17 protein-coding genes are annotated in these 22549 nt (G+C 65.1%); 7 read left to right on the forward strand and 10 right to left on the reverse strand.

Annotated elements, in window-relative coordinates; all coding sequences use genetic code 11:
- Positions 1-22: 22 nt before the first annotated feature.
- The 3 genes from C9F12_RS12810 (at position 23) to C9F12_RS12820 (ending at position 5989) form a co-directional block, all read left to right on the forward strand.
- The gene (locus tag C9F12_RS12810; RefSeq protein ID WP_108449126.1) at positions 23-1693 is read left to right on the forward strand and encodes a GMC family oxidoreductase N-terminal domain-containing protein; all 1671 of its coding nucleotides are present in this window, start codon (positions 23-25) and stop codon (positions 1691-1693) included.
- Between the two features lie 54 nt (positions 1694-1747).
- Positions 1748-3310 (forward strand): BCCT family transporter, encoded by a 1563-nt coding sequence (locus C9F12_RS12815; protein ID WP_108449127.1) that lies wholly within the window; start codon positions 1748-1750, stop codon positions 3308-3310.
- A 168-nt stretch (positions 3311-3478) separates the two neighbouring features.
- Positions 3479-5989, forward strand: a complete 2511-nt coding sequence (locus tag C9F12_RS12820; protein WP_108449128.1) for a CoA transferase — start codon at positions 3479-3481, stop codon at positions 5987-5989.
- A gap of 155 nt (positions 5990-6144) precedes the next feature.
- Here the strand turns inward: C9F12_RS12820 and uxuA are convergent, their stop codons facing one another.
- The 6 genes from uxuA to C9F12_RS12850 form a co-directional block, all read right to left on the reverse strand.
- Positions 6145-7320 (reverse strand): mannonate dehydratase, encoded by a 1176-nt coding sequence (uxuA, locus tag C9F12_RS12825; protein WP_108449129.1) that lies wholly within the window; start codon positions 7318-7320, stop codon positions 6145-6147.
- A gap of 25 nt (positions 7321-7345) precedes the next feature.
- Positions 7346-8803 carry a mannitol dehydrogenase family protein gene (locus C9F12_RS12830; RefSeq protein ID WP_108449130.1) on the reverse strand — a complete coding sequence of 486 codons (1458 nt, stop codon included), beginning with the start codon at positions 8801-8803 and terminating at the stop codon, positions 7346-7348.
- A gap of 100 nt (positions 8804-8903) precedes the next feature.
- The gene (locus tag C9F12_RS12835) at positions 8904-10193 is read right to left on the reverse strand and encodes a TRAP transporter large permease (protein WP_108449131.1); all 1290 of its coding nucleotides are present in this window, start codon (positions 10191-10193) and stop codon (positions 8904-8906) included.
- Positions 10190-10681 (reverse strand): TRAP transporter small permease, encoded by a 492-nt coding sequence (locus tag C9F12_RS12840; RefSeq protein ID WP_108449132.1) that lies wholly within the window; start codon positions 10679-10681, stop codon positions 10190-10192. The genes C9F12_RS12835 and C9F12_RS12840 overlap by 4 nt, the downstream gene beginning before the upstream one ends.
- Positions 10682-10745: 64 nt before the next feature.
- Entirely contained in the window at positions 10746-11714 is a 969-nt protein-coding gene (locus tag C9F12_RS12845) for a C4-dicarboxylate TRAP transporter substrate-binding protein (protein ID WP_108449133.1), read from the reverse strand.
- Between the two features lie 144 nt (positions 11715-11858).
- Positions 11859-12572 (reverse strand): GntR family transcriptional regulator, encoded by a 714-nt coding sequence (locus C9F12_RS12850; protein ID WP_045991829.1) that lies wholly within the window; start codon positions 12570-12572, stop codon positions 11859-11861.
- Positions 12573-12826: 254 nt separating this feature from the next.
- On the opposite strand from C9F12_RS12850, the gene C9F12_RS12855 reads away from it, so the two are divergent.
- The gene (locus tag C9F12_RS12855; protein ID WP_108449134.1) at positions 12827-14101 is read left to right on the forward strand and encodes an AGE family epimerase/isomerase; all 1275 of its coding nucleotides are present in this window, start codon (positions 12827-12829) and stop codon (positions 14099-14101) included.
- A gap of 190 nt (positions 14102-14291) precedes the next feature.
- Here the strand turns inward: C9F12_RS12855 and C9F12_RS12860 are convergent, their stop codons facing one another.
- The 4 genes from C9F12_RS12860 to C9F12_RS12875 form a co-directional block, all read right to left on the reverse strand.
- On the reverse strand, positions 14292-15881 hold the full coding sequence (locus C9F12_RS12860) for a hypothetical protein (RefSeq protein WP_108449135.1): 1590 nt from the start codon (positions 15879-15881) through the stop codon (positions 14292-14294).
- A 324-nt stretch (positions 15882-16205) separates the two neighbouring features.
- Positions 16206-16787, reverse strand: a complete 582-nt coding sequence (locus C9F12_RS12865) for a manganese efflux pump MntP family protein (RefSeq protein WP_045991826.1) — start codon at positions 16785-16787, stop codon at positions 16206-16208.
- 377 nt (positions 16788-17164) lie between these two features.
- Complete coding sequence (locus tag C9F12_RS12870; protein WP_157033011.1) at positions 17165-17389, reverse strand: hypothetical protein; 225 nt, start codon at positions 17387-17389, stop codon at positions 17165-17167.
- Positions 17390-17596: 207 nt separating this feature from the next.
- Positions 17597-18478 (reverse strand): LysR substrate-binding domain-containing protein, encoded by an 882-nt coding sequence (locus C9F12_RS12875; protein WP_045991825.1) that lies wholly within the window; start codon positions 18476-18478, stop codon positions 17597-17599.
- 105 nt (positions 18479-18583) lie between these two features.
- On the opposite strand from C9F12_RS12875, the gene C9F12_RS12880 reads away from it, so the two are divergent.
- The 3 genes from C9F12_RS12880 to C9F12_RS12890 all read left to right on the forward strand — a co-directional run bounded on the left by C9F12_RS12880 (position 18584) and on the right by C9F12_RS12890 (position 22415).
- A complete protein-coding gene (locus C9F12_RS12880) occupies positions 18584-19462 on the forward strand; it encodes a hypothetical protein (RefSeq protein ID WP_108449137.1) in 879 nt (292 codons plus the stop codon).
- A gap of 86 nt (positions 19463-19548) precedes the next feature.
- Positions 19549-20832, forward strand: coding sequence for a Xaa-Pro peptidase family protein (locus C9F12_RS12885; RefSeq protein WP_045991823.1), 1284 nt, complete (start codon positions 19549-19551; stop codon positions 20830-20832).
- Between the two features lie 92 nt (positions 20833-20924).
- Entirely contained in the window at positions 20925-22415 is a 1491-nt protein-coding gene (locus C9F12_RS12890) for a CoA-acylating methylmalonate-semialdehyde dehydrogenase (RefSeq protein ID WP_108449138.1), read from the forward strand.
- The last annotated feature ends 134 nt before the right edge of the window (positions 22416-22549 follow it).

Consider the following 22549-nt stretch of genomic DNA (forward strand, 5'->3'; position numbering starts at 1 on the left):
GTCCTGAATCGAGGGACCTGCGATGACAACCGCACAACAATACGACAGCGAGTTTGACTATATCGTGGTTGGAGCAGGCACCGCCGGGTGCCTGCTGGCCAATCGCCTGAGCGCCGACCCCAACAACCGGGTGTTGCTGATCGAAGCCGGTGGTCGTGACAACTACCACTGGATCCACGTGCCGGTGGGCTACCTGTACTGCATCGACAACCCACGCACCGACTGGCGCTTTCGCACCGATCCGGACGCAGGCCTCAACGGGCGCTCGCTGCTCTACCCGCGCGGCAAGACCCTCGGTGGCTGCTCCAGCATCAACGGCATGATCTACATGCGCGGCCAGGCCCGGGACTACAACCACTGGGCCGAGGTCACCGGTGACGACCAATGGCGCTGGGAGCACTGCCTGCCGGCCTTTATCCAGCACGAGGATCACTATCGTCTGGACGAGGGCGGCGACGCCGACGCCGCCCACCGGGACTTTCACGGTCACGGCGGCGAGTGGCGCATCGAGAAGCAGCGGCTTAAGTGGGAGGTGCTGGACGACTTCGCCGAGGCGGCGGTCCAGGCGGGTATCCCTCGGACCAAGGACTTCAACCGTGGCAGCAACGAGGGTGTCGACTACTTCGAGGTCAACCAGCGCTCCGGCTGGCGCTGGAACACCGCCAAGGCGTTCCTGCGTCCGGCGCTCAAGCGGCCGAACCTGACGCTGTGGCACTCCACCCAGGTCAACCGGCTGATCGTCGCGGGCGGCGAGCCCGACGGCGAGAAGCGCTGTGAAGGCGTCGAGGTCAAGCGCGAGGGCACCACCCAGCTGGCCAGGGCGTGCCGTGAGGTGGTGCTGTCCGCCGGCGCCATCGGCTCACCCCAGATCCTGCAGCTCTCCGGTATCGGGCCTGGTGAGCTGCTCAAGCAGCACGGCATCGACGTCGTCCACGAACTGCCGGGGGTCGGCGAGAACCTGCAGGACCATCTGCAGATACGCTCGGTGTACAAGGTCAAGGGCGCCAAGACCCTCAACACCATGGCCAGCACCCTGTGGGGCAAGGCCGGCATCGGGATGGAGTACCTGCTCAAGCGCACCGGCCCGATGAGCATGGCGCCGTCTCAGCTCGGTATCTTCACCCGCAGCAGCGACGAGCACGAGCACCCCAACATCCAGTACCACGTCCAGCCCCTGAGTCTGGAGGCCTTCGGCCAGCCGCTGCATCCCTATCCGGCGGTCACCGCCAGCGTCTGCAACCTGAATCCGACCAGCCGCGGCAGCGTCAGGATTCAGAGCGCCGATCCGGCCCAGGCGCCGTCCATCGCCCCCAACTACCTGAGCACCGACGAGGACCGGCGGGTGGCGGCGGACTCGCTGCGCGTTACCCGCAGGATCGCCGAGCAGAAGGCGTTCGCCAGGTACGAACCGGAAGAGGTCAAGCCCGGCGTCCAGTACCAGACCGATGAAGAGCTGTGGCGGCTGGCCGGTGACATCGGCACCACCATCTTCCACCCGGTCGGAACCACCCGGATGGGGCAGCCCGACGATCCCATGGCGGTGGTCGACTCACGCCTGCGGGTGAGGGGCATCCAGGGCCTGCGGGTGGCGGACGCCGGCATCATGCCGACCATCACCAGCGGCAATACCAACTCGCCGACCTTGATGATCGCCGAGCGAGCGGCGGGCTGGATGCTCGAGGCCGCCGGCTGACGCCGGCGTCCTGCGCAGCAAGCGTCACAACAACAAACGATAAAGGTATCCCTGATGAACGCGCCAGAGTCCCATCCCGATCGGCTCGACCTGCGGGTCTTCGTACCCGCCGTGCTGGTCATCGCAGGCCTGATCCTGCCCATCATCGTGTTCCCGGAGTCGGGGGCCGCACTGGTCAATGCGGCCTTTGCCTTCGCCACCGGGCGATTCGGCTGGCTGTATCTGCTCGCCGGCATCGCCGTGGTGGTCTTTCTGGTGGGCCTGGCCATCAGCCGCTACGGCAACGTGCGGCTCGGCGGCCCCGATGACAAGCCGGAGTTTTCCTACTTCAGCTGGGTGGCGATGATCTTTGCCGGTGGCATCGGCATCGCCATCGTCAACTGGGCCTGGGTCGAACCCATCTACTACTTCACAGGCCCTCCGTTCGGCGTCGAACCAAGCTCACAGGAAGCGGCCGAGTGGGCCTTGACCTACGGCCAGTTCCACTGGGGCTTCACGCCCTGGGCCTTCTATTGCCTGCCGGCCATCCCGATCGCCTACTCCATGTTCGTCCACAACCGCCCGGGCGTCAGGCTGTCCGTGGCCGCCCGCGGGGTGCTGGGGCGTCATGCCGACGGCTGGTGGGGCGCGCTTCTCGATGCGGTGGTGGTGTTCGGCATCGTCGGAGGCGTCGGTACCTCGCTGGGGCTGGCGGTGCCGCTGGTATCGCAGCTGCTGAGCGGTCTGCTCGGGGTGTCACCGTCGTTCATGCTGGATATCGCGGTGCTGCTGATCTGGACCGCCATCTTCTCCGCCAGTGTGTGGTTCGGCCTGGCCAAGGGCATCAAGATCCTGTCGGACATCAACGTGCTGCTGGCGGGTGTACTGCTGGTCTTCACCCTGGTGGTGGGCGACACCCTGTTCATGGTGGAGGGCTGGGTCAACAGCCTCGGCAAGATGGTCTCCAACTTCGTGCCCATGAGCATGTGGACCGACCCGGTGGGGGACTCCAGCTTCTGGCGCGACTGGACGGTGTTCTACTGGGCCTGGTGGATAGCCTACGCCCCGATGATGGGCCTGTTCGTCGCCCGCATCTCGCGTGGTCGCACCATCCGTGAGCTGATCATCGCCGAAATGGTGTTCGGTTCCCTGGGCTGCTGGGTGTTCTTCGCGGTGTGGGGCGGCTATGCGCTGGACCTGCAGATCTCCGGCACCCTGGACGTGGCGGCCATTCTTTCGGCCGAAGGCATCCCCGCCGCCGTTGAGGCGATCCTCGGCACCCTGCCGATGTCCGGCGTGATCACCACCCTGTTCGTGCTGCTGTGCTTCATCTTCCTGGCGACGACCCTCGACAGCTCCGCCTACGTGCTGGCGTCGGTGACCTCGCGCAAGTTGTCCGGCTATCAGGAACCGCAGCGCAAGATCCGCCTGATCTGGGCATTTTTGATCGCCGGCGTCGGGGTAGCGCTGATCCAGCTTGGCGGGCTCAAGCCGGTGCAGACCTCCACCATCGTGGTGGCGCTGCCGATGATTCCCGTGCTGGCGATCCTGGCATGGTCACTGGTGCGCTGGCTGCGCCAGGACTTCGCCAAGAAGGTCCTTGAACCCCACCTGGTCATCGAAGACGACAAACACTGACGTCACCGAGGAGGCTTCGGCCTCCTCACGTTGCCGAGCTGTCTGCGCCAGGACTTCGCCAAGAAGGTCCTTGAACCCCACCTGGTCATCGAAGACGGCAAACACTGACGTCACCGAGGAGGCTTCGGCCTCCTCCCGTTGCCACCCTTGCTTTACAGGAAGACCCCGATGTCACCGAATCCTCATTCCCAACTGCCGCTCAAGGACGTCAAGGTCATCGACTTCGGTCAGTACATGGCCGGCCCTGCGGTGGCGATGATCCTCGCCGACCTGGGCGCCACGGTCATTCACGTCGACCCGCCCACGGGGCCCATGTGGGAGTCACCGGCCAACGCCACCTTGCAGCGCAACAAGCTGATCGTGACGATCGACCTCAAGACCGACGAGGGCCTCGAACAGGCGCTGGCGCTGATCGAGGAGGCCGATATCGTGATCGAAAGCTTCCGGCCCGGCGTCATGCAGCGCCTGGGCATCGACTTCAGCGCGCTGCGCGAAGAGCGTCCGGAACTGATCACCCTGTCGATGCCGGGCTTTGCCTCCAACGACGAGCTGCGCCGTGACTGGCGGGCCTTCGAGAGCGTCATCGCCGCCCACTCGGGGGTGTTTACCGACATGGGGCTCAACCGGGTGCTGATGGGCATCAATCCGTCCTTCTCGCCGCTGCCGCTGGGCTCGGCCTACGGCACCATGCTGGCGGCCACTGCCGTCACCCTGGCGCTGCAGGCGCGTGAGCGCACCGGCCTCGGCGACGAGATCGAAGTGCCCATCGCCTGCGCCCTGATGGAAGGCCTCTGCTACAACTCGATCAAGATCGAGGGCTTGCCGGAACGCTACAAGACCCAGCGCGAAAAGGAGATCGAGCGTCGCCGCATCGAAGGCGCGCCGATGAACCTGGACTACGACGAACTGCAGGAGCTGCTCGATCCCTTCTATCGCAGCTACAAGTGCAAGGACGGGCGCATGTTCTACGTGGTCTGCCCGAGTCACAAGGAGCACGCCAAGCGTTGCCTCAAGGTGCTCGGTCTGTACGACGAGCTGGTGGAGGAAGGGCTGGTGGAAGAGCCCGACACCTATGCGCCCACCAGCCAGTGGCAGAGTGACGTGTCGCTTGGCGTCTACCCGCTGCCCAAGCGTTGGGCGGATCATATCGCCGCGCGCATGAAGGAGGTTTTCCTGACCCGCACCTCCAAGGAGTGGGAGAAGATCTTCGGCCGTGGCAAGTTTCCCGGCGCGCCGCAGCGCTGGCTGCAGGAGTGGATCCACGACGACCACGCCGAGACCGCCGGGCTGATGATCGAAGTGGACGATCCCGAATTCGGCCTGATGACCCAGCCCGGCCCGATGGTCTGGCTGCACGACAGCGGCCACGAGATGCTCACCCCGACGCCGCGCCGCTGGGTGTCGTTCGACCAGGCGCTGGCGGTGCTGCATCGCATCGAGACCAAGCTGCCCCGGGTTCGTGCGCGCAACGCCAAGGACGGTTGGCTCGAAGGCGTCAAGGTGCTGGACCTGTGCAACGTCATCGCCGGTCCCCACTCGGTGGCCTTTTTGGCACGCTTCGGCGCCGACATCATCAAGGTGGACCCCGCCAAGCCGTTCTACGACTGCTGGAACACGGTCATCTTCGGCTTGTCGCATATGCGCTCCAAGCGCTCCCTGTTGACCGATATCCAGGTGCCACGGGGGCGTGAAATCCTCGACGAGCTGATCCGCCAGAGCGACGTGGTGGTGTGGAATGCCACCGACAGGCAGGTGGAGCGGATGGGGCTGACCGAGGCGGAAATGCAGCGCATCAATCCCGAGGCGATCTTCTGCCAGCTCGACTGCTTCAGCGGGGTGAAGCCGGGCCCTCGCACCAACTACCTGGGCTACGACGACCTGGTGCAGGCCACCACCGGCATCATGCTGCGCTTCGGGGGCAGCATGGACACGCCAGAAGAGCACGCCCACGTCGGCACCATCGATGTGATGTGCGGCTTCGGTGCCTCTCTTGGTGTCGCCACCGCCCTGTACCAGAAGCTGCGTACCCGCCGGGTCAGCCGGGTCAAGACCTCGCTGTCGGCGCTCAGCGGCCTGGCCCAGATGCCGTTCTGCTACGACTACGAGCGACGCGGCCTGTTCGACGAGCCCTCGGGCCGTGAACTCAACGGCTACGACGATCTGTCACGCTTCTATTTCACCGCCGACGGGGTGGTGCTGATCAGCGCCTACGAGCGGGACCTGCACAAGTTCGCCCAGGTGCCGGGGATCGAAGGGGTGGTCGATGTTCCGCCGGAGGAGCGGGCGGCCTATCTGGCACCTCGCTTTATCAATGCGGTGGCCACCGACTGGGTGGAACGGCTGCAGAAGGCGGGCATCGCCGCGGCGGTGTGCGAGAACATCGAGGCGTTGCGCTCCTACAACTCGCGGCGCTGGGACAACACCCCGGGCATCGATCGTGGCAGCTACTCCTTCACCGTCTACGACGAGCACCCCAGCGGTCACGTCATCACGCAGCTTGATCCGTACGCCATTCGTCCCAAGCGAGGTCGCATCTATCCGCTGGCGCCGTCGGAGAAGTACGGCAGCTCGAGCCGTCAGGTGCTCGAGGAGCTGGGGCACAGCCCAGAGGAGATCGATCGGTTGATTGCAGAAGGCGTCGTGTCGGAGAGCTGGAGCGAGGAGTATCTGCCGACCTAGGGGTGCTCTGCGCAGGGTTTGGCGCTGAGCCAACCAGGTGGGGAACGTGCCTCCCCGCCTGGTCGTTTTCGTTGTGAAGGGCCACTCCCGCTGCGCTGGGCCACAGCCGCTGCGACGGGCGTCGCCAGCGCAGCGGCTGGTGGAACGCCAGGGCGTCAGGTGAGCTGGCGCACCGCGGTCTCGACGCCACGCAGCTCGGCCAGGCCGCGTAGCCTACCGTACAGCGGATAGCCCGGTGCGGTGGCGCGGTGCTGATCGTCGAGGATGTGGTGGCCGTGGTCGGGGCGCAACGGTAAGCGTCGGCCGCCTTCGCGCTCGCGACGGCGTTCCTCGGCGACCAGCGCGCTGATGACCGCGACCATGTCGACGTCACCGTCCAGGTGCGGCGCCTCGTGGAAGGAGCGAGGGTCGGGGGACTCGCGCCGGGTCGAGCGCAGATGCACGAAGTGGATGCTGGGACCAAAGCGCTGAACCATGGCGACCAGGTCATTGGCGGCGAGCACGCCGTAGGACCCGGTGCACAGCGTCAGGCCATTGGCAGGGCTGTCGACGGCCGCAAGGATCCACTCGGCGTCCGCCGCCGTCGAGACCACCCGGGGCAGGCCGAGCAGCGGCCGGGGCGGGTCATCGGGGTGGATCGCCATCTTGATGCCGAGTTCTTCGGCGACCGGGATGACCGCTTTCAGAAAGTAGCCGAGGTGCTCGCGCAGCCGCTCGGCGTCGATCTCGGCGTATCCGGCCAGTACCTCGCGAAAGCGCTCCAGGGTGTAGTGCTCTTCGGCGCCGGGCAGGCCGGCGATCAGGGTATCGACCAGTGACTGGCGGGCTTCGGCGTCCAGGCTATCGAGGTAGCTCCTGGCTTCGGTCTTCTCGTCGTCGCTGTACTCGTTCTCGGCGCCTGGTCTGGCGAGCAGGTACAGGTCGAAGGCGGCAAAGGCTGTCTGGTCAAAGCGCAGCGCCAGGGCGCCATCCGGCATCGCCCAGCGCAGGTCGGTGCGGGTCCAGTCGAGCACCGGCATGAAGTTGTAGCACACGGTGTCGATGCCGCAGGCCGCCAGGTTGCGCAGGGTGTCGCAGTAGCGGGTGATCAGGGCGTTGCGCTCGGGCAGTCCTTTCTTGATCGCCTCGTGTACCGGCACGCTTTCCACCACCGACCATTCGAGGCCAGCGTCCTCGATCATCTGCTTGCGCTCGGCGATGGCCTGCCGGGACCAGACCTCATCGTTGGGCACCTCGTGCAGCGCGGTGACGATGCCGGTCGCGCCGGTCTGGCGAATCTCCTCGAGTCGGATCGGGTCCTTGGGGCCGAACCAGCGCCAGGTGTGTTGCATGGAAATCTCCTTTTCTCGGGTCCGGCTAGAGGGTGCTCAGTGACGCCGCAAGCCCGGTATTGATCAGTCGGCGGTAGCCATCGGTGACAGCATCGGCAAACCCCTGCTGTGCCGCCAGGGCCGCAGGGACGATGTCTTGCTGGGCCAGAAAGGCCGCCACCAGCGCTTCAGGGGCTTCGCCGTGACGTTCATGCAGCTCGATGAAGCGCGATGCCAGCGGGTCGCTCACCTCATGTGGCTGGCCGTCGAGCGAGACGCCGGAGGTGTAGCGTATCCAGGCGGCCAGTCCCAGTGCGGTGCAGGGCACCTCGTGGCCGTCCTGCAGCCGCTCGAGGGCGCCGTGAAGCCAGCGCTGTGGCAGTTTCTGGCTGCCGTCCATGGCGATCTGAGCCAGCCGATGGCGCAGACTGTCGTTGGCGAACCTGGCCAGCAACTCGTCGGCGTAGTGTTCGAGGTCGACCCCGTCTGGCATGTGCAGCGTTGTCGCCGCTTCCTTGAGCATGTAACGACGCAGCAGGGCGCGGAACTCGGGGCGGCTGACCGCATCGTAGACCGTCTCGACGCCATCGATGGCGCCCAGGTAGGCCAGCAGTGAGTGGCTGCCGTTGAGCATGCGCAGCTTCATGGTCTCGAAGGGGGCCACCTCGGTGACCATCTCGACCCCTTCGGCTTCCCAGTCGGGCCGGCCCTGGGGGAAGTCATCCTCGATGACCCATTGGGAAAAGGCCTCGCACACCACCGCGTTGGGATCCTCGACACCCAGCTCGCCCAGCCGGGCGAAGTCGGCGTCGGTCATGGCCGGCACGATGCGGTCGACCATGCTGCAGGGAAACGCCACCTGTTCGCTGATCCAGTCGGCCAGGTCGCTGTCGCGCAGGGCGGCGAGCTGCACGACGGCGTTGCGCGTGCGGCGGCCGTTGTCCGGCATATTGTCGCAGGACAGCACGGTGAAGGGGGGCAGGCCGGCGGCGCGACGGCGGGCCAGCGCCTCGACCAGGATACCGGGGGCGGTCTGCGGTGTGTTCGGTGAGGCAATGTCGGCCTTGATCATCGCATCGTCGACAAGCAGATCGCCGCTGGTCGGGCTGAGAAAGTAGCCCTTCTCGGTCACCGTCAGGGTCACGATGCGCACGTTGGAAGACGCCAGTCGTGCCAGCAGTGCTTCCAGGTCGCGGCCCTGCTGGCCTTCGCTGTCGCGGCCGGTGAACAGCGTCTGCTGAATCACGCCGATCTCTCTGAGTGTGACGTTGTCGCTATCGGTGAACTCGGCCACATGGTAGCGATGGCCGGCCGCACGCAGCCCATCGACCAGGCCGACGCTGGAGCGCAGGTTGGCGCTGCACAGCCCCCAAGCGGTGTCACCGCTGCGCTCGAGATAGCGCGCCAGATAGACCGCCTGGTGGGCACGGTGGAAGGCACCGAGTCCCAGGTGGACGATACCGATGTCGCAGGCGATGTTCGGCGCTTCGACGAAGTGGGTCATCTTGTTCTCTACCTCAGTCCCGGAGGAAAGCCCGCAGGCTCGGTCGGTTGTGTGGTGCGGGTGTCTGGCAGGTCCGCTTCACTAAATGCTGGTGCATCCGCTATCCCATCAGATGGTCGGGCAGAAACAGCACGATCTGCGGGAAGAAGATGATGGCCAGCACCACGGCGAACACGGCAAGGGCAAAGGGCAGCATTTCCCGGGTGTAGGAAATGAAGGAGCAGCGCAGAATGCCGCACACGGTGTACATCGACACCCCGACGGGTGGCGTCATGCCGCCGAAGGTCACCAGCGTCATCATCAACAGACCGAAGTGTACCGGGTCGATGCCGGCGGCCTTGATCACCGGCACCAGGATGGGGGCCAGCAGCATGACCACCACCGTCGCCTCCAGCAGCATGCCCAGCACGATCAGCAACAGCGACAGCACCAGCAGCAGGGTAGTGGGGCTTTCGAACACCCCGAGGGTGACCTCGGTGATGGTCTGCGGTACCCGTTCGAAGGACACCACGTAGCTGATGGCGCCGGAGAACATGATGATCAGCATGATCATGCCGACGTCGCGAACACCGGCACGGAAGGCGTCGATGATGGATGACAGCGTCAGCTCTCGGTGAATAAAACAGCCCACCACGATGGCGTAGACGATGGCGAAGGCGCCCGCCTCAGACGGGGTGAACAGGCCGTAGCGGATGCCCACCAGCAGCCATACCGGGAACAGCAGCGCCCAGATGCTGCTCCTGGTCGCCTGCCAGACTTCGCCCAGCGACGGCGCCTTCTCGAGTTCGGGCACGTAGCCGCGTCGGTGCGACATCACGCTGGTGGCGATCATCAGCGCCACCAGCAGCAGGATGCCCGGTACCACGCCAGCGATAAACAGCCGGCCGATCGACACCTCACCGAGGAAGCCGTAGATGATCAGGCCGATACTCGGTGGAATGGTGGCGGTGATCAGCCCGCCGATGGACAGCAGGGCGGCGGTGAAGCCCGGCGAATAGCCCCGCGCGATCAGGTTGCCGCCCAGTACCCGGGACTGCATCGCCGCATCGGCCACCGCCGAGCCGGAAATGCCCCCCATCATAGCGCTCAGGGCCAGGCTCGACTGGGCCAGGCCGCCGGTCATCCAGCCGGTCAGCAGGGTGGCTAGACGCAGTAAGCGTGGGGTGATGCCGCTGGCGTTCATCAGGTGCCCGATCAGGATGAACAGCGGCACCGCCAGCAGCGGAAAGGACTGACTGGCCGAGACGATCCGTTGTACCGCCGTGCTGGTCGGCAGGAAGGTCTCGGGCAACAGGAAATAGGTAAAACCGGCCATGCCGATGGCGAAGGCGACCGGCATGCCGATGGCCATCAATACCAGGCCGAGAATCAGGATGGCGAGTGTCGTCACAGAAGCTGCTCCTGCTGGTCGCTGTCGGGCTCCAGCGCCTGAACAATGCCCACCGAGGCAAGCCGCCTGACCAGCGAGACGATCATCATGACGGCACCCACGGGCAGTGCCAGCGTCACGTAGCCGTAGCTGATCCCGGCAAAGCCCAGGGGACGCTGCCAGTTGGAGAACGCCAGCGAGAAACCATAGCGTGCCAGGCAAGCCAGAAAGACGATCATCAGTCCCACCGTCACCAGGTTCGCCAGCCACTGGCCTGATCGGGGCAGCCGGGTCAGCAGGGCATCGACCCGAATCTGGCCTCCTTTCTTCAGGGTGATATCTGCGCCGAACATGCAGGCCCAGATAAAGAACAGCTGGGCCAGTTCGGCGCCGCCAAGCATGGGGTTGCCCATGGCCCGGGTGGTGGCGCTGAACAGGATGCTGGCCGCGGTGAGAAACAGCAGCGCGACGGCCAGCCACTCCTCGAAAGTGTCATAGTGCTTCCACATGGGTCCTCCCCAGCCGCTGCCGGCGTCGGCAGCGGTGGACGCTTGGATCAGGTCTTGAGGGGGGTTATTCGCCGGCGCTGAGCACAGGCTCGAGCTGCTCGCGCAGTTCGGTCCAGCCCATGTCGTCGTAGACCGCCTGCATCTGGCTGCTGAACAGTTCGGTGTCGACCTCGGCGAACTCGACGCCGGCCTCTTCCATCTCCTTGCGCACATCGGCCTGGGCGTCGACCGTCATTTGGGTGGCTTCGTCACCGGCCTTCTTGAGCTCTTCGTCGAGCATGGAGCGCAGCTCGTCGGGAAGCTCCTGGTACCAGCGCTCGGAAACCAGCAGGCCCGTCATCAGGTGGATGTGATTGGTCAGGGTGACGTTGCTGGTCACTTCCTGCAGCCGCAGGCCGTGGGCGCCGGTCAACTGCGCCTCGGCGCCGTCGATGGTGCCGAGCTGGATGGCCGAGTAGATTTCCGACCAGGGCAGCGGTACCGGGGTCGCGCCCATGCCTTCGATGGTCTTGATCCAGCCCGGGGAGTTGATGGTGCGGATGCGCACACCGTCGAGGTCCTCGGGACCTTCGATCGGCTTCTGGGTGAACATCTGGCGGGTGCCCTGGAACCAGTTGTAGTTCATCAGGCGCATGCCGGTGTTTTCCGCCAGCAGCTCGACCCACTCGTGGTAGGGCTCGGAAGAGGTGATGCGGTCGTAGTCCTCGTGGCTCTCGACCAGGTAGGGCGCGGCCAGAATCCCGAGCTCAGGCTGAAACTCGGACAGGCGGCCAGCGTCCGTCAGTACCGCGATGTTGGCGCCGTTACGGATCTGCTCGATCATGTCGTTGTCGGCGCCGAGCTGGCTGCTGGAGAAGATGTTCAGGGTGACTTCGCCGTCGCTTCTTTCCTCGATTCGTTCGGCGGCGTTTTCCATTGCCTTGACCATGGGGTCCTGGCTGCTCTGGGCGGTGGACAGGTTCAGTTCGTAGGCCGCAAGCGCCTGGGTGCTGCTGAGGACAGCGGCGGCGAGAATGACAGACTTCTTGAACATGGGGCGTCTCCTTATCACTTGTTGTTGTCGCTTCAGTTGTTGTCGTTGCTGTTGTAGTTGCTTCCGGGGGAGTGACCCGGCAGGCCGCAGGGCAGTGGCCGGCTGGCCCTTGCCCATGAGAGACGTCTGCCGGGTAGATAACGATCAGCCGTTGGTGTCCTCGAAGATCGACGAAAAGCGCTGCACCATCTGGGGCAGGGAGATCAGGATCTCGCTTTGATGCACCAGCATGGCCTGGCGGGCCTTGTCTTCGTCTCTCTGTTCGATGGCATCGACAATGTCGGCGTGCTGCTGGACCAGCTTTTCGAAGGGCGTGGTGTCAGGCACGCTGAGGTAGCGCACCCGGTCGAGCTGTGCCTTGACCTCTTCGATGACGCGCCAGGCGGTCTCGTGTCCGGCGCCAAGGGCGAGCACGCGGTGGAAGTCCTCGTCGAGGATGAAGAACTGGTCATACTGGCCGCTGCTGGCGCAGCGAATCTGGCGTTCGATCAGATCCCGCAGCTCGTAGATCACCTTGTCGGCGAGCCCTTGCCTAGCGGCGGAGGCGCTGACGGCGGTTTCGACCGCCTCCCTGACGAAGCGCGCTTCGCGCACCGACTTCTGCGAGATGCCCACGACATAGGTGCCGCGTTGTGGTCGAACGTCGACCAGACCTGCCTCGGACAGGCGGATAAAGGCTTCGCGTACCGGCTGTCGGCTGACCGAGAAGGCGTCGGAAATCTCCTTCTCGGACAGTGCCTGGCCAGGGGCGAACTGCATCCGGATGATGGCGAGTCTAAGCACGCGGTAGAGCCGCTGACGCACCGATCCACCGGCGGCATCCTGTTCCCAGAGTTCAGCGATTGCGGGGGTCAGCATGGGGGCACCTACCTGTTGTTGAGCGTTTCAGTCTTTCCAGCTTTTCGACTTTTCAGCTTTCCGGCTTCTGAGCCTTGAGGCCTTGAGGCCGTTGAAGCCTTGAGCCGTCAAGGCGTCAGGCCTTTGAGCTTTGGTCTGATATGACTTGTATGGTAGTCATACTAGGATAGCGAGAGCGCGCTGTCAGGCCTGGACGTATAGCACTTTGGTCTCATCTCGACTCGCCGCCTTTATTCGTCACCCCGGAGGACGCCATGTCACATCCCACCTACATCGCTGCACCGGACGACTGTCTATTGCGCAAGGACGAACACCGACGCTGGCTCGCCAAGACCGGGATGCGCCTGCTCGAGTTCGGCGCCGCCGCCGAGCACCCCCAGGGGGGCTACGGCTGGCTCGATATCGAGGGCAAGCTGGACGCCGCGAGGCCGGTAACGACCCTGCAGACCGCGCGACTCACCCATGTGTTCTCGCTCGCCCACCGCCTCGGCGTGCCCTTCGCCCGCGCCAAGGTCGAACACGGCATCGCCGGGCTTGGGCTGCTCGCCGACGAGCAACACGGAGGCTGGTACCAGGGACAGCAGGAGCCCGGCGCCGCCACCATCAAGCACGCCTATACCCACGCCTTCGTGGCGCTGGCCGCCTCGTCGGCGCATATGGCGCTGGGCAGTCGCGAAACCCGCGAACTGCTGGATCGGGCCATCGACGTCATCGACTGCCACTTCTGGTCGGACGACATGGGGCTGTGCCTGGAAAGCTACCAGCGGGACTGGACGCAGCTCGACGACTATCTCGGTGCCAACAGCAACATGCACTCGGTGGAGGCCTATCTGGCACTGTGCGACGCTACCGGAGAGCTACGTTGGCTCGATCGTGCGGTGGCGATCGCCGAGCGCTTTATCCACACCCACGCCCGCCAGCATGATTACCTGGTCCCCGAGCACTTCGATCGCCGGATGACGGTGCTCTACGACTTTCACAAGGACCTGCCCGCCGATCAGTTCCGGCCCTTCGGCCTGACGCCCGGACATTCGCTGGAATGGTCGCGCCTGCTGCTCAATCTGGAGGCATCGTGCCTGAGGCACGGACGACCAGCGCCGGCCTGGCTGCTGGAGGACGCCGAAGGGCTGTTTGCCGCCGCCGCCAAGCATGGCTGGCAGGCTGACGGGCAGCCGGGCTTCGTCTACACCCTGGACTGGGACAAGCGTCCGGTGATCACCGCCCGTCGCCACTGGGTCACCAGCGAGGCGGTGGGGGCGGCGCATGCGCTGCTGGTGCGCACCGGGCGTCAGCAGTATGCCGACTGGTACGCCACCTGGTGGGCCTACATCGATCGCCACATCATCGATCATGACCGGGGGGGCTGGATTCACGAACTCGACGAGAGCAGCCAGCCCCGCGCGCGCTACTGGCCGGAAGGCAAGCCGGATATCTATCACGCCTTTCAGGCGACCCTGCTGCCCCTCCTGCCGCTGGCGCCGACGCCGGCCAGCGCTCTGGCCCATTCGCCCTGGGGTGGGTTGATATAGGCAGGGTTGATCCAGACAGGGTCGTGCTGGAGAGGGCCTGTCTGAGCAACGTTTCAACAGGCTCTGCTTTAAAGGAAATCGATCGGGTAGCCGGTGCTGCAGCCGCTGCTGTCGCCTGAGATGCCCGGGAGCTTGAAGCGAAGATGGCGCTGCCGTGGCGGCGTGCTCAGGCCACGGAGGCAACGGCATCTCAGGGCATATGGTCAGCGCGGGAGCCGGCGAGGGCGTGGCCGTCGACGGTGGGGTGGCCGGGACTCCGGTCGGTGTCTGTGCCGGCGGTGGGCGAGTCGGCAGGTGTGTCGCCTGCGAGCGGGCCTTCGCGCCCGGGTACCGGCACCACCATCATCCAGTCGAGCCCGGCGGCGATCGGCGCAAGGCGCATGCCGTCGCCCAGTGCGACCACGGCGTCTCCCAGTTCGCTTAACGGGCGACTGGACATCGGCGCCTGGACCACGGCGTCCGCCAGGCGGTTGACGCCGTCCTGCTGGGCGCTGGTGACGGGGTCAAGCGTGCCTCCCAGGCGATCGGCCAGCGTCTCGACGCGGGCATCGGCCTGCGCCAGCCCGTCTGCCAGGGTGTCGGCCAGGGGCAGCAGCCGGTTGCCGGTCCTGTCGAGGCCCTGATCGAAGCGCCCAAGGGTCGTGACACCACTGTCCAGACTGTCCGCCAGCACCAGACCCTGTAAACGCCCGGACAGGTCCTGGCCGGCATCGACCAGCCGTCCGACCTCCTCGAGGGTGGTGCGAGTATCGCCTACCAGCGATGACAGATTGGCCGACATGTCGCCCAGTTGCTGGGCCGGGGCCAGGGCGAGTGTCACCCGGTCGTCGAGCATGTCGCCGGGACGCGTGACCATGACGCCGAACTCACCGGTCAGGCCCACCGCCTCGGTGGCCAGCATCTGACTCAGGCTGCCTCGGCCCAGGTCCGTCGCTGCCGTGAGCGTGCTGCGCTCATCGTTTCCGATACTCTCGACCAGTCCGACGACGGCCTGCTCATCCAGCCGGGGGATGCCGCTGTGGCTGATCCCGCCATGGCGCAGCGCCGTGCGCGCCGCCACCCCTTGCAGGCTGGTCTCATCATGCTGGCCTCCCAGCACCTGACCGGCCAGGGCGACCCACTGGCCGGCACGACTCAGCCCGCTGGCGGAGGCGTCGACCAGGGCGTTGCCGGTGGTGGCGCTGACGTCGGACAGCGCATCGCCTCCGGCGACGATCAGGTCCGCCGCCAGGCTTGGCCACAGCAAGGAGTCGGAGGTGATCAGGATCGGTTCCAGGCCGAGCTGGATGGCGCTAGCCACTCGGGTGGTCAGTGACTGCTCAAGATCGCCCCATGGCTCCTCGAGATCGAGTTCCTGCTGGCCGATGCCCAGCGTGCTGGCCAGGCGACGTCGATAGCGGTCCAGTGACAGCACCCGCTGCAGCCGGTCATCGAAGCGATGCAGCAACGGCAGAGCAGCGACGCTGTCGAGCACACCCTCAACCGCTTCCAGAGATCCCCCCAGCGGTCCCTCAAGGTAGGCCCCGGTGCTTGCCAGGGCGGACTCGGTAGCGCTGGCCCATCCATCGGCACCGACAGCGCGGGCCACGGCGGTTCCCTGAGTCGTGAGCTGGTTGGCGGTCATCCGTCCGATCCCCCCGGCCACCAGCTCGGCGGAACGGGAGGCGCTGGGCAGCGCCGGGCTGGCCGAAAGGTGCTGTCGGTCGCCGGAAATCTGATCACGCTGAACGATCTGTACCGACGACTGGAAGCCGTGACCCGCAAGGGGGGCTGACGTCATCTCGGTGGCTGGTCTGGTGGCTGTTCTGGTGGCGGACGCTGCTGGCGAGAGAGGGGAGTGCTCAGCGCAGCCGGTCAGCAGAACGGCCAGAAAGGTTACCGCTATCCATCGTGGCAATCGAGCCGCCTGTGCGCTGGGCTTGATGATCATGAGGTGTCCTGCCGTCTGATACCGGCAATAGTGCACCAGACTATCGACAAAACGGGCGAGATCGTGGACGAACTTTGCTATAGCAAGCGTGTTGCCGGCATGGATGAGCGCTAGGAGCGAGTCATTGGCAGTTAACCTGCCCGGGATCGCGACAGGGTCGACCGGGCAAGAGGATCAGGCGAGCAGGTGGTGATACAGGGTGGTGGCGCCGATGGCGATCAAGACCAGCCCCCCGAGGATCTCGGCACGCGGCCCCACCGTCTTGCCGAGCCGCCGTCCCAGCAGCATGCCCAGGGTCGCCATCAGGGTGGTGGCGCCACCGATCGCCAGTGCCGTCACCCAGATGTTGGCGTTCATGAACGCCAGACCTACGCCCACCGCCATGGCGTCCAGGCTGGTGGTGATCGCGGTGGCGATGATCAGCCACCAGCGGGTGCGATCGCTGGTCGTGCCGCAATCGCAGCTGGCGCAGTCCTTGGGGGCGGGAGCGAGGCCACTGTGGATCATCTTGCCGCCCAGGGCGAGCAGCAGGAAGAAGATGATCCAGTGATCCCAGTGGGCAATGGTGTCATAGGCGCTGGTGCCGAGTAGCCAGCCGATGATCGGCGTCGTGGCTTCCACCAGACCAAACAGCAGGCCGGTCTGCAGGGCCACCACGAAACGCAGCCGACGCACGCAGGCACCCTTGCTGACCGAGGCCGCAAAGGCATCGGAAGACAGCGAGAAGGCGAGCAGCAGGGTCGAAGTGGGCGTCATGAAGGTGCGAATCCGGCGGTTGCCTGTTGAAAATACGTGATGTCGCTGAAAGAGCCTCGTGCCCAGCGTCACGACCGATATTCTGGGCGTTGGCTATGGACACGATAGCGAATTTGCATGGCGATATTAGCGCACAGGCTGACAGATGCAACTCTTTACCAAGGCTGCAAGTTTAAGCCAAAACAAAGACATATAGCCGTGACTATACCTTGTGGCAGCGGCAAGAAAGCGAGAGGCCAAAGGCGTACTATTGCCCGCTGGTGGGTAGTTCCGAGGCGCGACAAAGCGGCAAGGTCATCGAGCCCCTTTCCCCGATCAACGAGCAAGAAGAGGCATTGGCAGCGGCAAGAATGTTGGTTCTCGGGAAGAGAAGACGGTCAGGATTTCAAGGCGTCTTCCAGCATCTTTACGATGACAAGGCCGGCCTTGGCGGGCAGGTTGTCGCCGGCATAGTGGCGAATGGCTGCGACCTCTTCGCGAAGCTTTAGATGCCGAGCTCTGAGGTGTTCGAGTTCCTGTTCAAGGAGCTCCATTCCATCCATTCCAACCGATGCAAACTGGGAAGCCCGAGGTTCGAGGGAGTCGTCAAATGGCGTGGTCACTGTCATCTCCGGACCAGGAAAAGGGCACCGCCGGGCAGGCGAGACCATCGGAGAATCCTGGTTATTGAAGTGTGGCGTATCTCTCCTTGTGGCGATATAGGGATCAGGGGGTAGTTCGCCTGTAATGACGAGGTAATCAAACCATTAATCCGTCACGATCATGATATTGCGACTCAGGCATTCGACCGACACGCGGTCGAGCCAGGCTCAGGCCTGGTCCTGAAACTCGGGCACGGCGACTGCGTCGTTGTGGGTGACGACCTCCTCGAGCTGTTGGCAGAAGGTGTTGAAGGCGTCGCTCGCATGTCCGGGGCGCCGGTGCATCTCGATTTCCACCTGGCCGAGCGCCGGCAGACCCTGCTCCTCGCCGAGAATCCGACAGCCCGCCGGTACGCTGCGGGGTGTCTTGACGGTGATCGCGAGCCCCGCCTGGACCGGCAGGTTGATGCCGGTGGGGGACTGGCTCGAGTAACGCAGTTCCCAGGCGCGTTCCTGACGCCCCAGGGCGGCGAGGGCGTGGGCGCGAAAGATGCAGCCTTCGGGATTCAGTGCCAGGGGCAGTCGGCTGCCACGGGTAGGATCGGCATCTTCTGCCGCGACCCACACCATGGGTTCCCAGCCGAGCAACTGGCCCGATTGCGTCGGTCCGTGGCGGATCGACAGGACCACGTCGAGCAGGCCCTGCTGGAAGCTGTCCACCAGGTCGGCACTGATGCCACAGATGACCTCGATGCGGGTATGCGGATAGGCCTCGGCGAACCGGGGCAGCAGTTCCGGCAGGTAGGCGCTGGCCTGTTCCTCGGAGGTGCCGATACGAATCTTCTCGCCGTGCTGGCGGTCGCCGAGTGCCGCCCTGGCCTCGTCCTCCAGCGTCAGCATGTGTCGCGCATAGGGCAGCAGCCGTTCACCGTCGGACGTCAGCAGCACGCTGCGGCTGGTGCGCTCGAACAGCGACTTGTGCATCTGGTCCTCCAGTCGCTTGATCTGCAGGCTGACGGCGGACTGGGTCCGGTGCAGCACGCGGCCGGCGGCGCTGAAGCCCTGGCACTCGGCCACGGTGACGAAGGCGCGGAGCAGGTCGGTATCCATAATCGATGAGCCTTTGAAATAAGTGATATCTCAACCATTCATTTCTATTATGAAGAGGCGCTCTCTATCCTGTCCAACATCACTTGAGACAGGCAGGAGTTCCTCATGCAGGCCACCGATGCGCCCACCACTTCCTCGCTGGACGGTCTGATCGACCTTGAGCACTACCCGATTCATGACCTGGACGGCGAGTCCGGACGGGCGCTGATCCAGCGCTGTCACGAACAGCTGGCCGACGATGGCTGTGTGGTACTCAAGAACTTTGTCCCCGAGGAGGCGTTGGCGCGGCTGGAGCGCGAGACCGAGCGGCTGTCGCCCGAGGCGCACTACAACCAGACCGAGACCAACCCCTACAACAATGCCGGCGATCCCGAGCGCCCGGCCAGCCATCCGCTCAATCGCTTCGACGATCGCACCAACGGCTTTGTCGCCGGCGATCGCATCGGCGAAGACACCATCATTCGCCAGGTCTACCAGCACCCGGACTTCCAGCGCTTTATCGCCACTGTCGTGGGCATGGAAGAGATTCATCAGTACGCCGACCCGCTGGCGGACCTGGTGGTCAACGTGCTGAGAGAGGGCTGCCAGCATCCCTGGCACTACGACACCAACGAGTTCATCGTCACCATGATGACCCGCCAGTCCCACGGCGGTGGCCGTTTCGAGTATGCCCCGGGCATCCGTAGCCCCGAGGGTGAGAACTTCGACGAGGTCGAGCAGGTGCTGGACGGCGACCGTTCGCGGCTCAAGGCGCTGGACCTTCAACCGGGTGACCTGCAGGTGTTTTTCGGCCGCTATTCGCTGCACCGGGTGACGCCGGTGGAAGGCCACAAGGAGCGTCACACCGTGATCTTCGCCTACGCCAAGGAACCCGGCTTCATCGGTCGCCCCGAGCGTGCCCAGCGCATCTTCGGGCGCATGGCGCCGATTCACGAGACCCTGTTGAAGGAAGGCATGAATCGCAGCGATTCGCTGGCCGACTGAGCCCACGCCGATGACATCGAAGCCGAGCACGTAGAGGCTCGGCCTGTGCCCCTTGCGACCCCGCCATATTCGAACAGGACCCTGACATGAGCATCGTCGATTTCGACAACCTGACCGACAACGAGCCGGACCATATTCCGGTCGTGCCCTCTGCGCCGATGGCCAACGGCGACAGCATCCCCACCGCCTTCGATCCCAGGCAGCTGCGCGCCGGGCGCCTGGCGCGGCTGCGCGCGACGATGGCGGAGCAAGGCTACGCCGCCATGGTGCTGTTCGACCCCAACAACCAGCGCTATGCCACCGGTTCGCGCAACATGTTCGGCTACTTCCTGCGCAACTCGACCCGCTACATCTATGTGCCCTTGGAAGGGCCGGTGATCCTGTTCGAGTACCCGGGCAGCGCCCACGTCTCTACCTGGCTCGAGACCATCGATGAATCGCGCACCTCCAAGGTGGTGTGGTCCGCCGTCAACCAGCGCGACAACCTCTCTTCGGACCCCTTCGGTGTGGAGATCGCCGAACTGATCGAAGAGCACGGACGCGGCAACCGCAAGATCGGGCTGGATCGCTGTGCGCTCAACCTGGCGCGCTCACTCGAGGCCCAGGGCCTCGAGGTCTTCGACTGCATGCAGGACACGCTGCACTGCCGGCGCATCAAGACCCCCGAGGAGATCGCCTGTCTGGCCCAGTCCATGGCCGGCAGCGAGGCTGCGGTGGCCGAGGTCGAGGCGGCGATCAAGCCGGGCATCACCGAGAACGAGCTGTTCGCGATCATGTACGGCAACGTCATCCGCCAGGGCGGAGAGTTCATCGAGACCCGTCTGCTGTCGTCCGGCCCGCGCACCAACCCCTGGTTCAATGAGGCCAGTGACCGGGTCATTCGTCCGGGCGAGCTGGTGGCGCTGGACACCGATACCATCGGTTGTCACGGCTACTATTCGGACTTCTCGCGGACCTTCCACGTCGGCCCGAATCGCCCAAGCGCCTACCAGAAGGAGCTGTATCGCATGGCCTACGACCAGGTGCACCACAACATGGGCATCTTGAAGCCGGGCATGAGCTATCGCGAGATCGCCGAGCAGGCCTGGAAGATCCCCGAGCGCTTCCTCGACCGTCGCTATCCCTCCATCATCCACGGCGTCGGCATGCACGGTGAAACCCCGCTGGTCGCCCACCATATGGACTTCGATCGCTTCTCCAAGGATGGCGTTCTCGAACCCGGCATGGTGGTGTCCGTGGAGAGCTACATCGGCGAGGTGGGTGCCGCCGACGGGGTCAAGCTGGAAGAAGAAGTGCTGATCACCGACAGCGGTGTGGAAAAGCTGTCCCGCTATCCCTTCGACGAGGCGCTGCTCGACCGCCAGTTCTGAGGCGTCACGCTGCCCTGTCATTGTGCGCTGGGCCCATGTGAGATGGCCGCCCGGCGCTGACGCCTTTTCAGCAAGTCATATCGAGAGTTTTGATGAAAGACGTGAATCATTGGATCGGCGGTGAGTCACAGCCGTCGCAGCGCCACCTGGATGTCATCAACCCGGCCACCGCCGAGCCGGTCGGTCGTGTCGCCCTGGGGGACGCTGCTACCGTCGAGCGTGCCATCGAGGCGGCCCGCCGTGCCCAGCCGGCCTGGCGCGACACGCCGCCGGCCAAGCGCGCCCAGGTGATGTACCGCTTCAAGGCGCTGCTCGAGCGTGACGCCGACGAGATCTGCGCACTGGTCAGCGAAGAGCACGGCAAGGTGCTTGAAGATGCCATGGGCGAACTCAAGCGCGGTATCGAGAACGTCGAGTACGCCTGCGGTGTGCCGGAGCTGCTCAAGGGGGAGTACTCCCACAACGCCGGGCCGGCCATCGACACCTGGTCCAATCATCAGCCGCTGGGCATCGTGGCCGGGATCACGCCGTTCAACTTCCCGGCCATGGTGCCGCTGTGGATGTATCCGATGGCGCTGGCCTGCGGCAACGCCTTTATTCTCAAGCCCTCCGAGCAGGTGCCGTCGGCGGCGCTCAAGATGGCCGAGCTGCTCACCGAAGCCGGTCTACCCGACGGCCTGTTCAGCGTGGTCCACGGCGACCGTGAGGTGGTCGAGGCGCTGATCGATGCGCCGGATGTGAAGGCGGTGTCCTTCGTCGGATCGACCCCGGTGGCCAAGGCGATCTACCAGCGTGGCGCCGAGAACGGCAAGCGCGTGCAGGCGCTCGGTGGCGCCAAGAACCACGCCGTGGTACTGCCCGATGCCGATCTGGACAACGCCGCCAGCACCCTGATCGGGGCCGCCTACGGCAGCGCCGGTGAGCGCTGCATGGCGATCAGCGTGGCGGTGTGTGTCGGCGATGACACCGCCGATGCCCTGGTCGAACGGCTTTCGCAGGAGGCCCGGGAACTCAAGATCGGTGCCGGCACCGAGCGCGGCCTGGATATGGGCGCGCTGGTCAACGCCGGGCACCGTGACAAGGTGGCGGGCTATCTCCAGCAGGGCGTCGACGCCGGGGCCGAGCTGGTGGTGGATGGGCGCGAGCATCCGCTGGTCGCGTCGTCACCGGGCTACTTCCTCGGTGCGAGCCTGCTCGACCGGGTCACGCCCGAGATGAGCGTCTATCGCGACGAGATCTTCGGGCCGGTGCTGTGCGTCGTGCGTGTCGCCAGCTTCGATGAGGCCATTGCGCTGATCAACGCCCACCAGTACGGCAACGGCACCTGCGTGTTCACCCGGGATGGCGAGACCGCGCGTCGCTTCGCCGACGCCATCGAGGTCGGCATGGTCGGCATCAACGTACCGCTGCCTGTACCGGTGGCCTTCCACAGCTTCGGCGGCTGGAAGGAGTCGCTGTTCGGCGATCTGCATGCCTATGGCCCCGACGCCGTGCGCTTCTACACCCGGCGCAAGGCCATCTCCCAGCGCTGGCCGAGGAGCCAGGACAGGGAAAGCGCGCAGTTCAACTTCCCCTCGAACTAGCGCGCTCTCGAGGCCAGACTCGTCCTGCAAGCGCAGCGCCGGCCTCGGACCCCCGACGAGGGAGAGCGCCTCAGGCCACCGACAACGCCCACTCCTTGCGAGTGGGCGTTGTCGTATCCGTGGCAGGCGCTCGC

Source organism: Halomonas sp. BN3-1, from assembly GCF_003056325.1.
Classification (GTDB): domain Bacteria; phylum Pseudomonadota; class Gammaproteobacteria; order Pseudomonadales; family Halomonadaceae; genus Halomonas; species Halomonas litopenaei.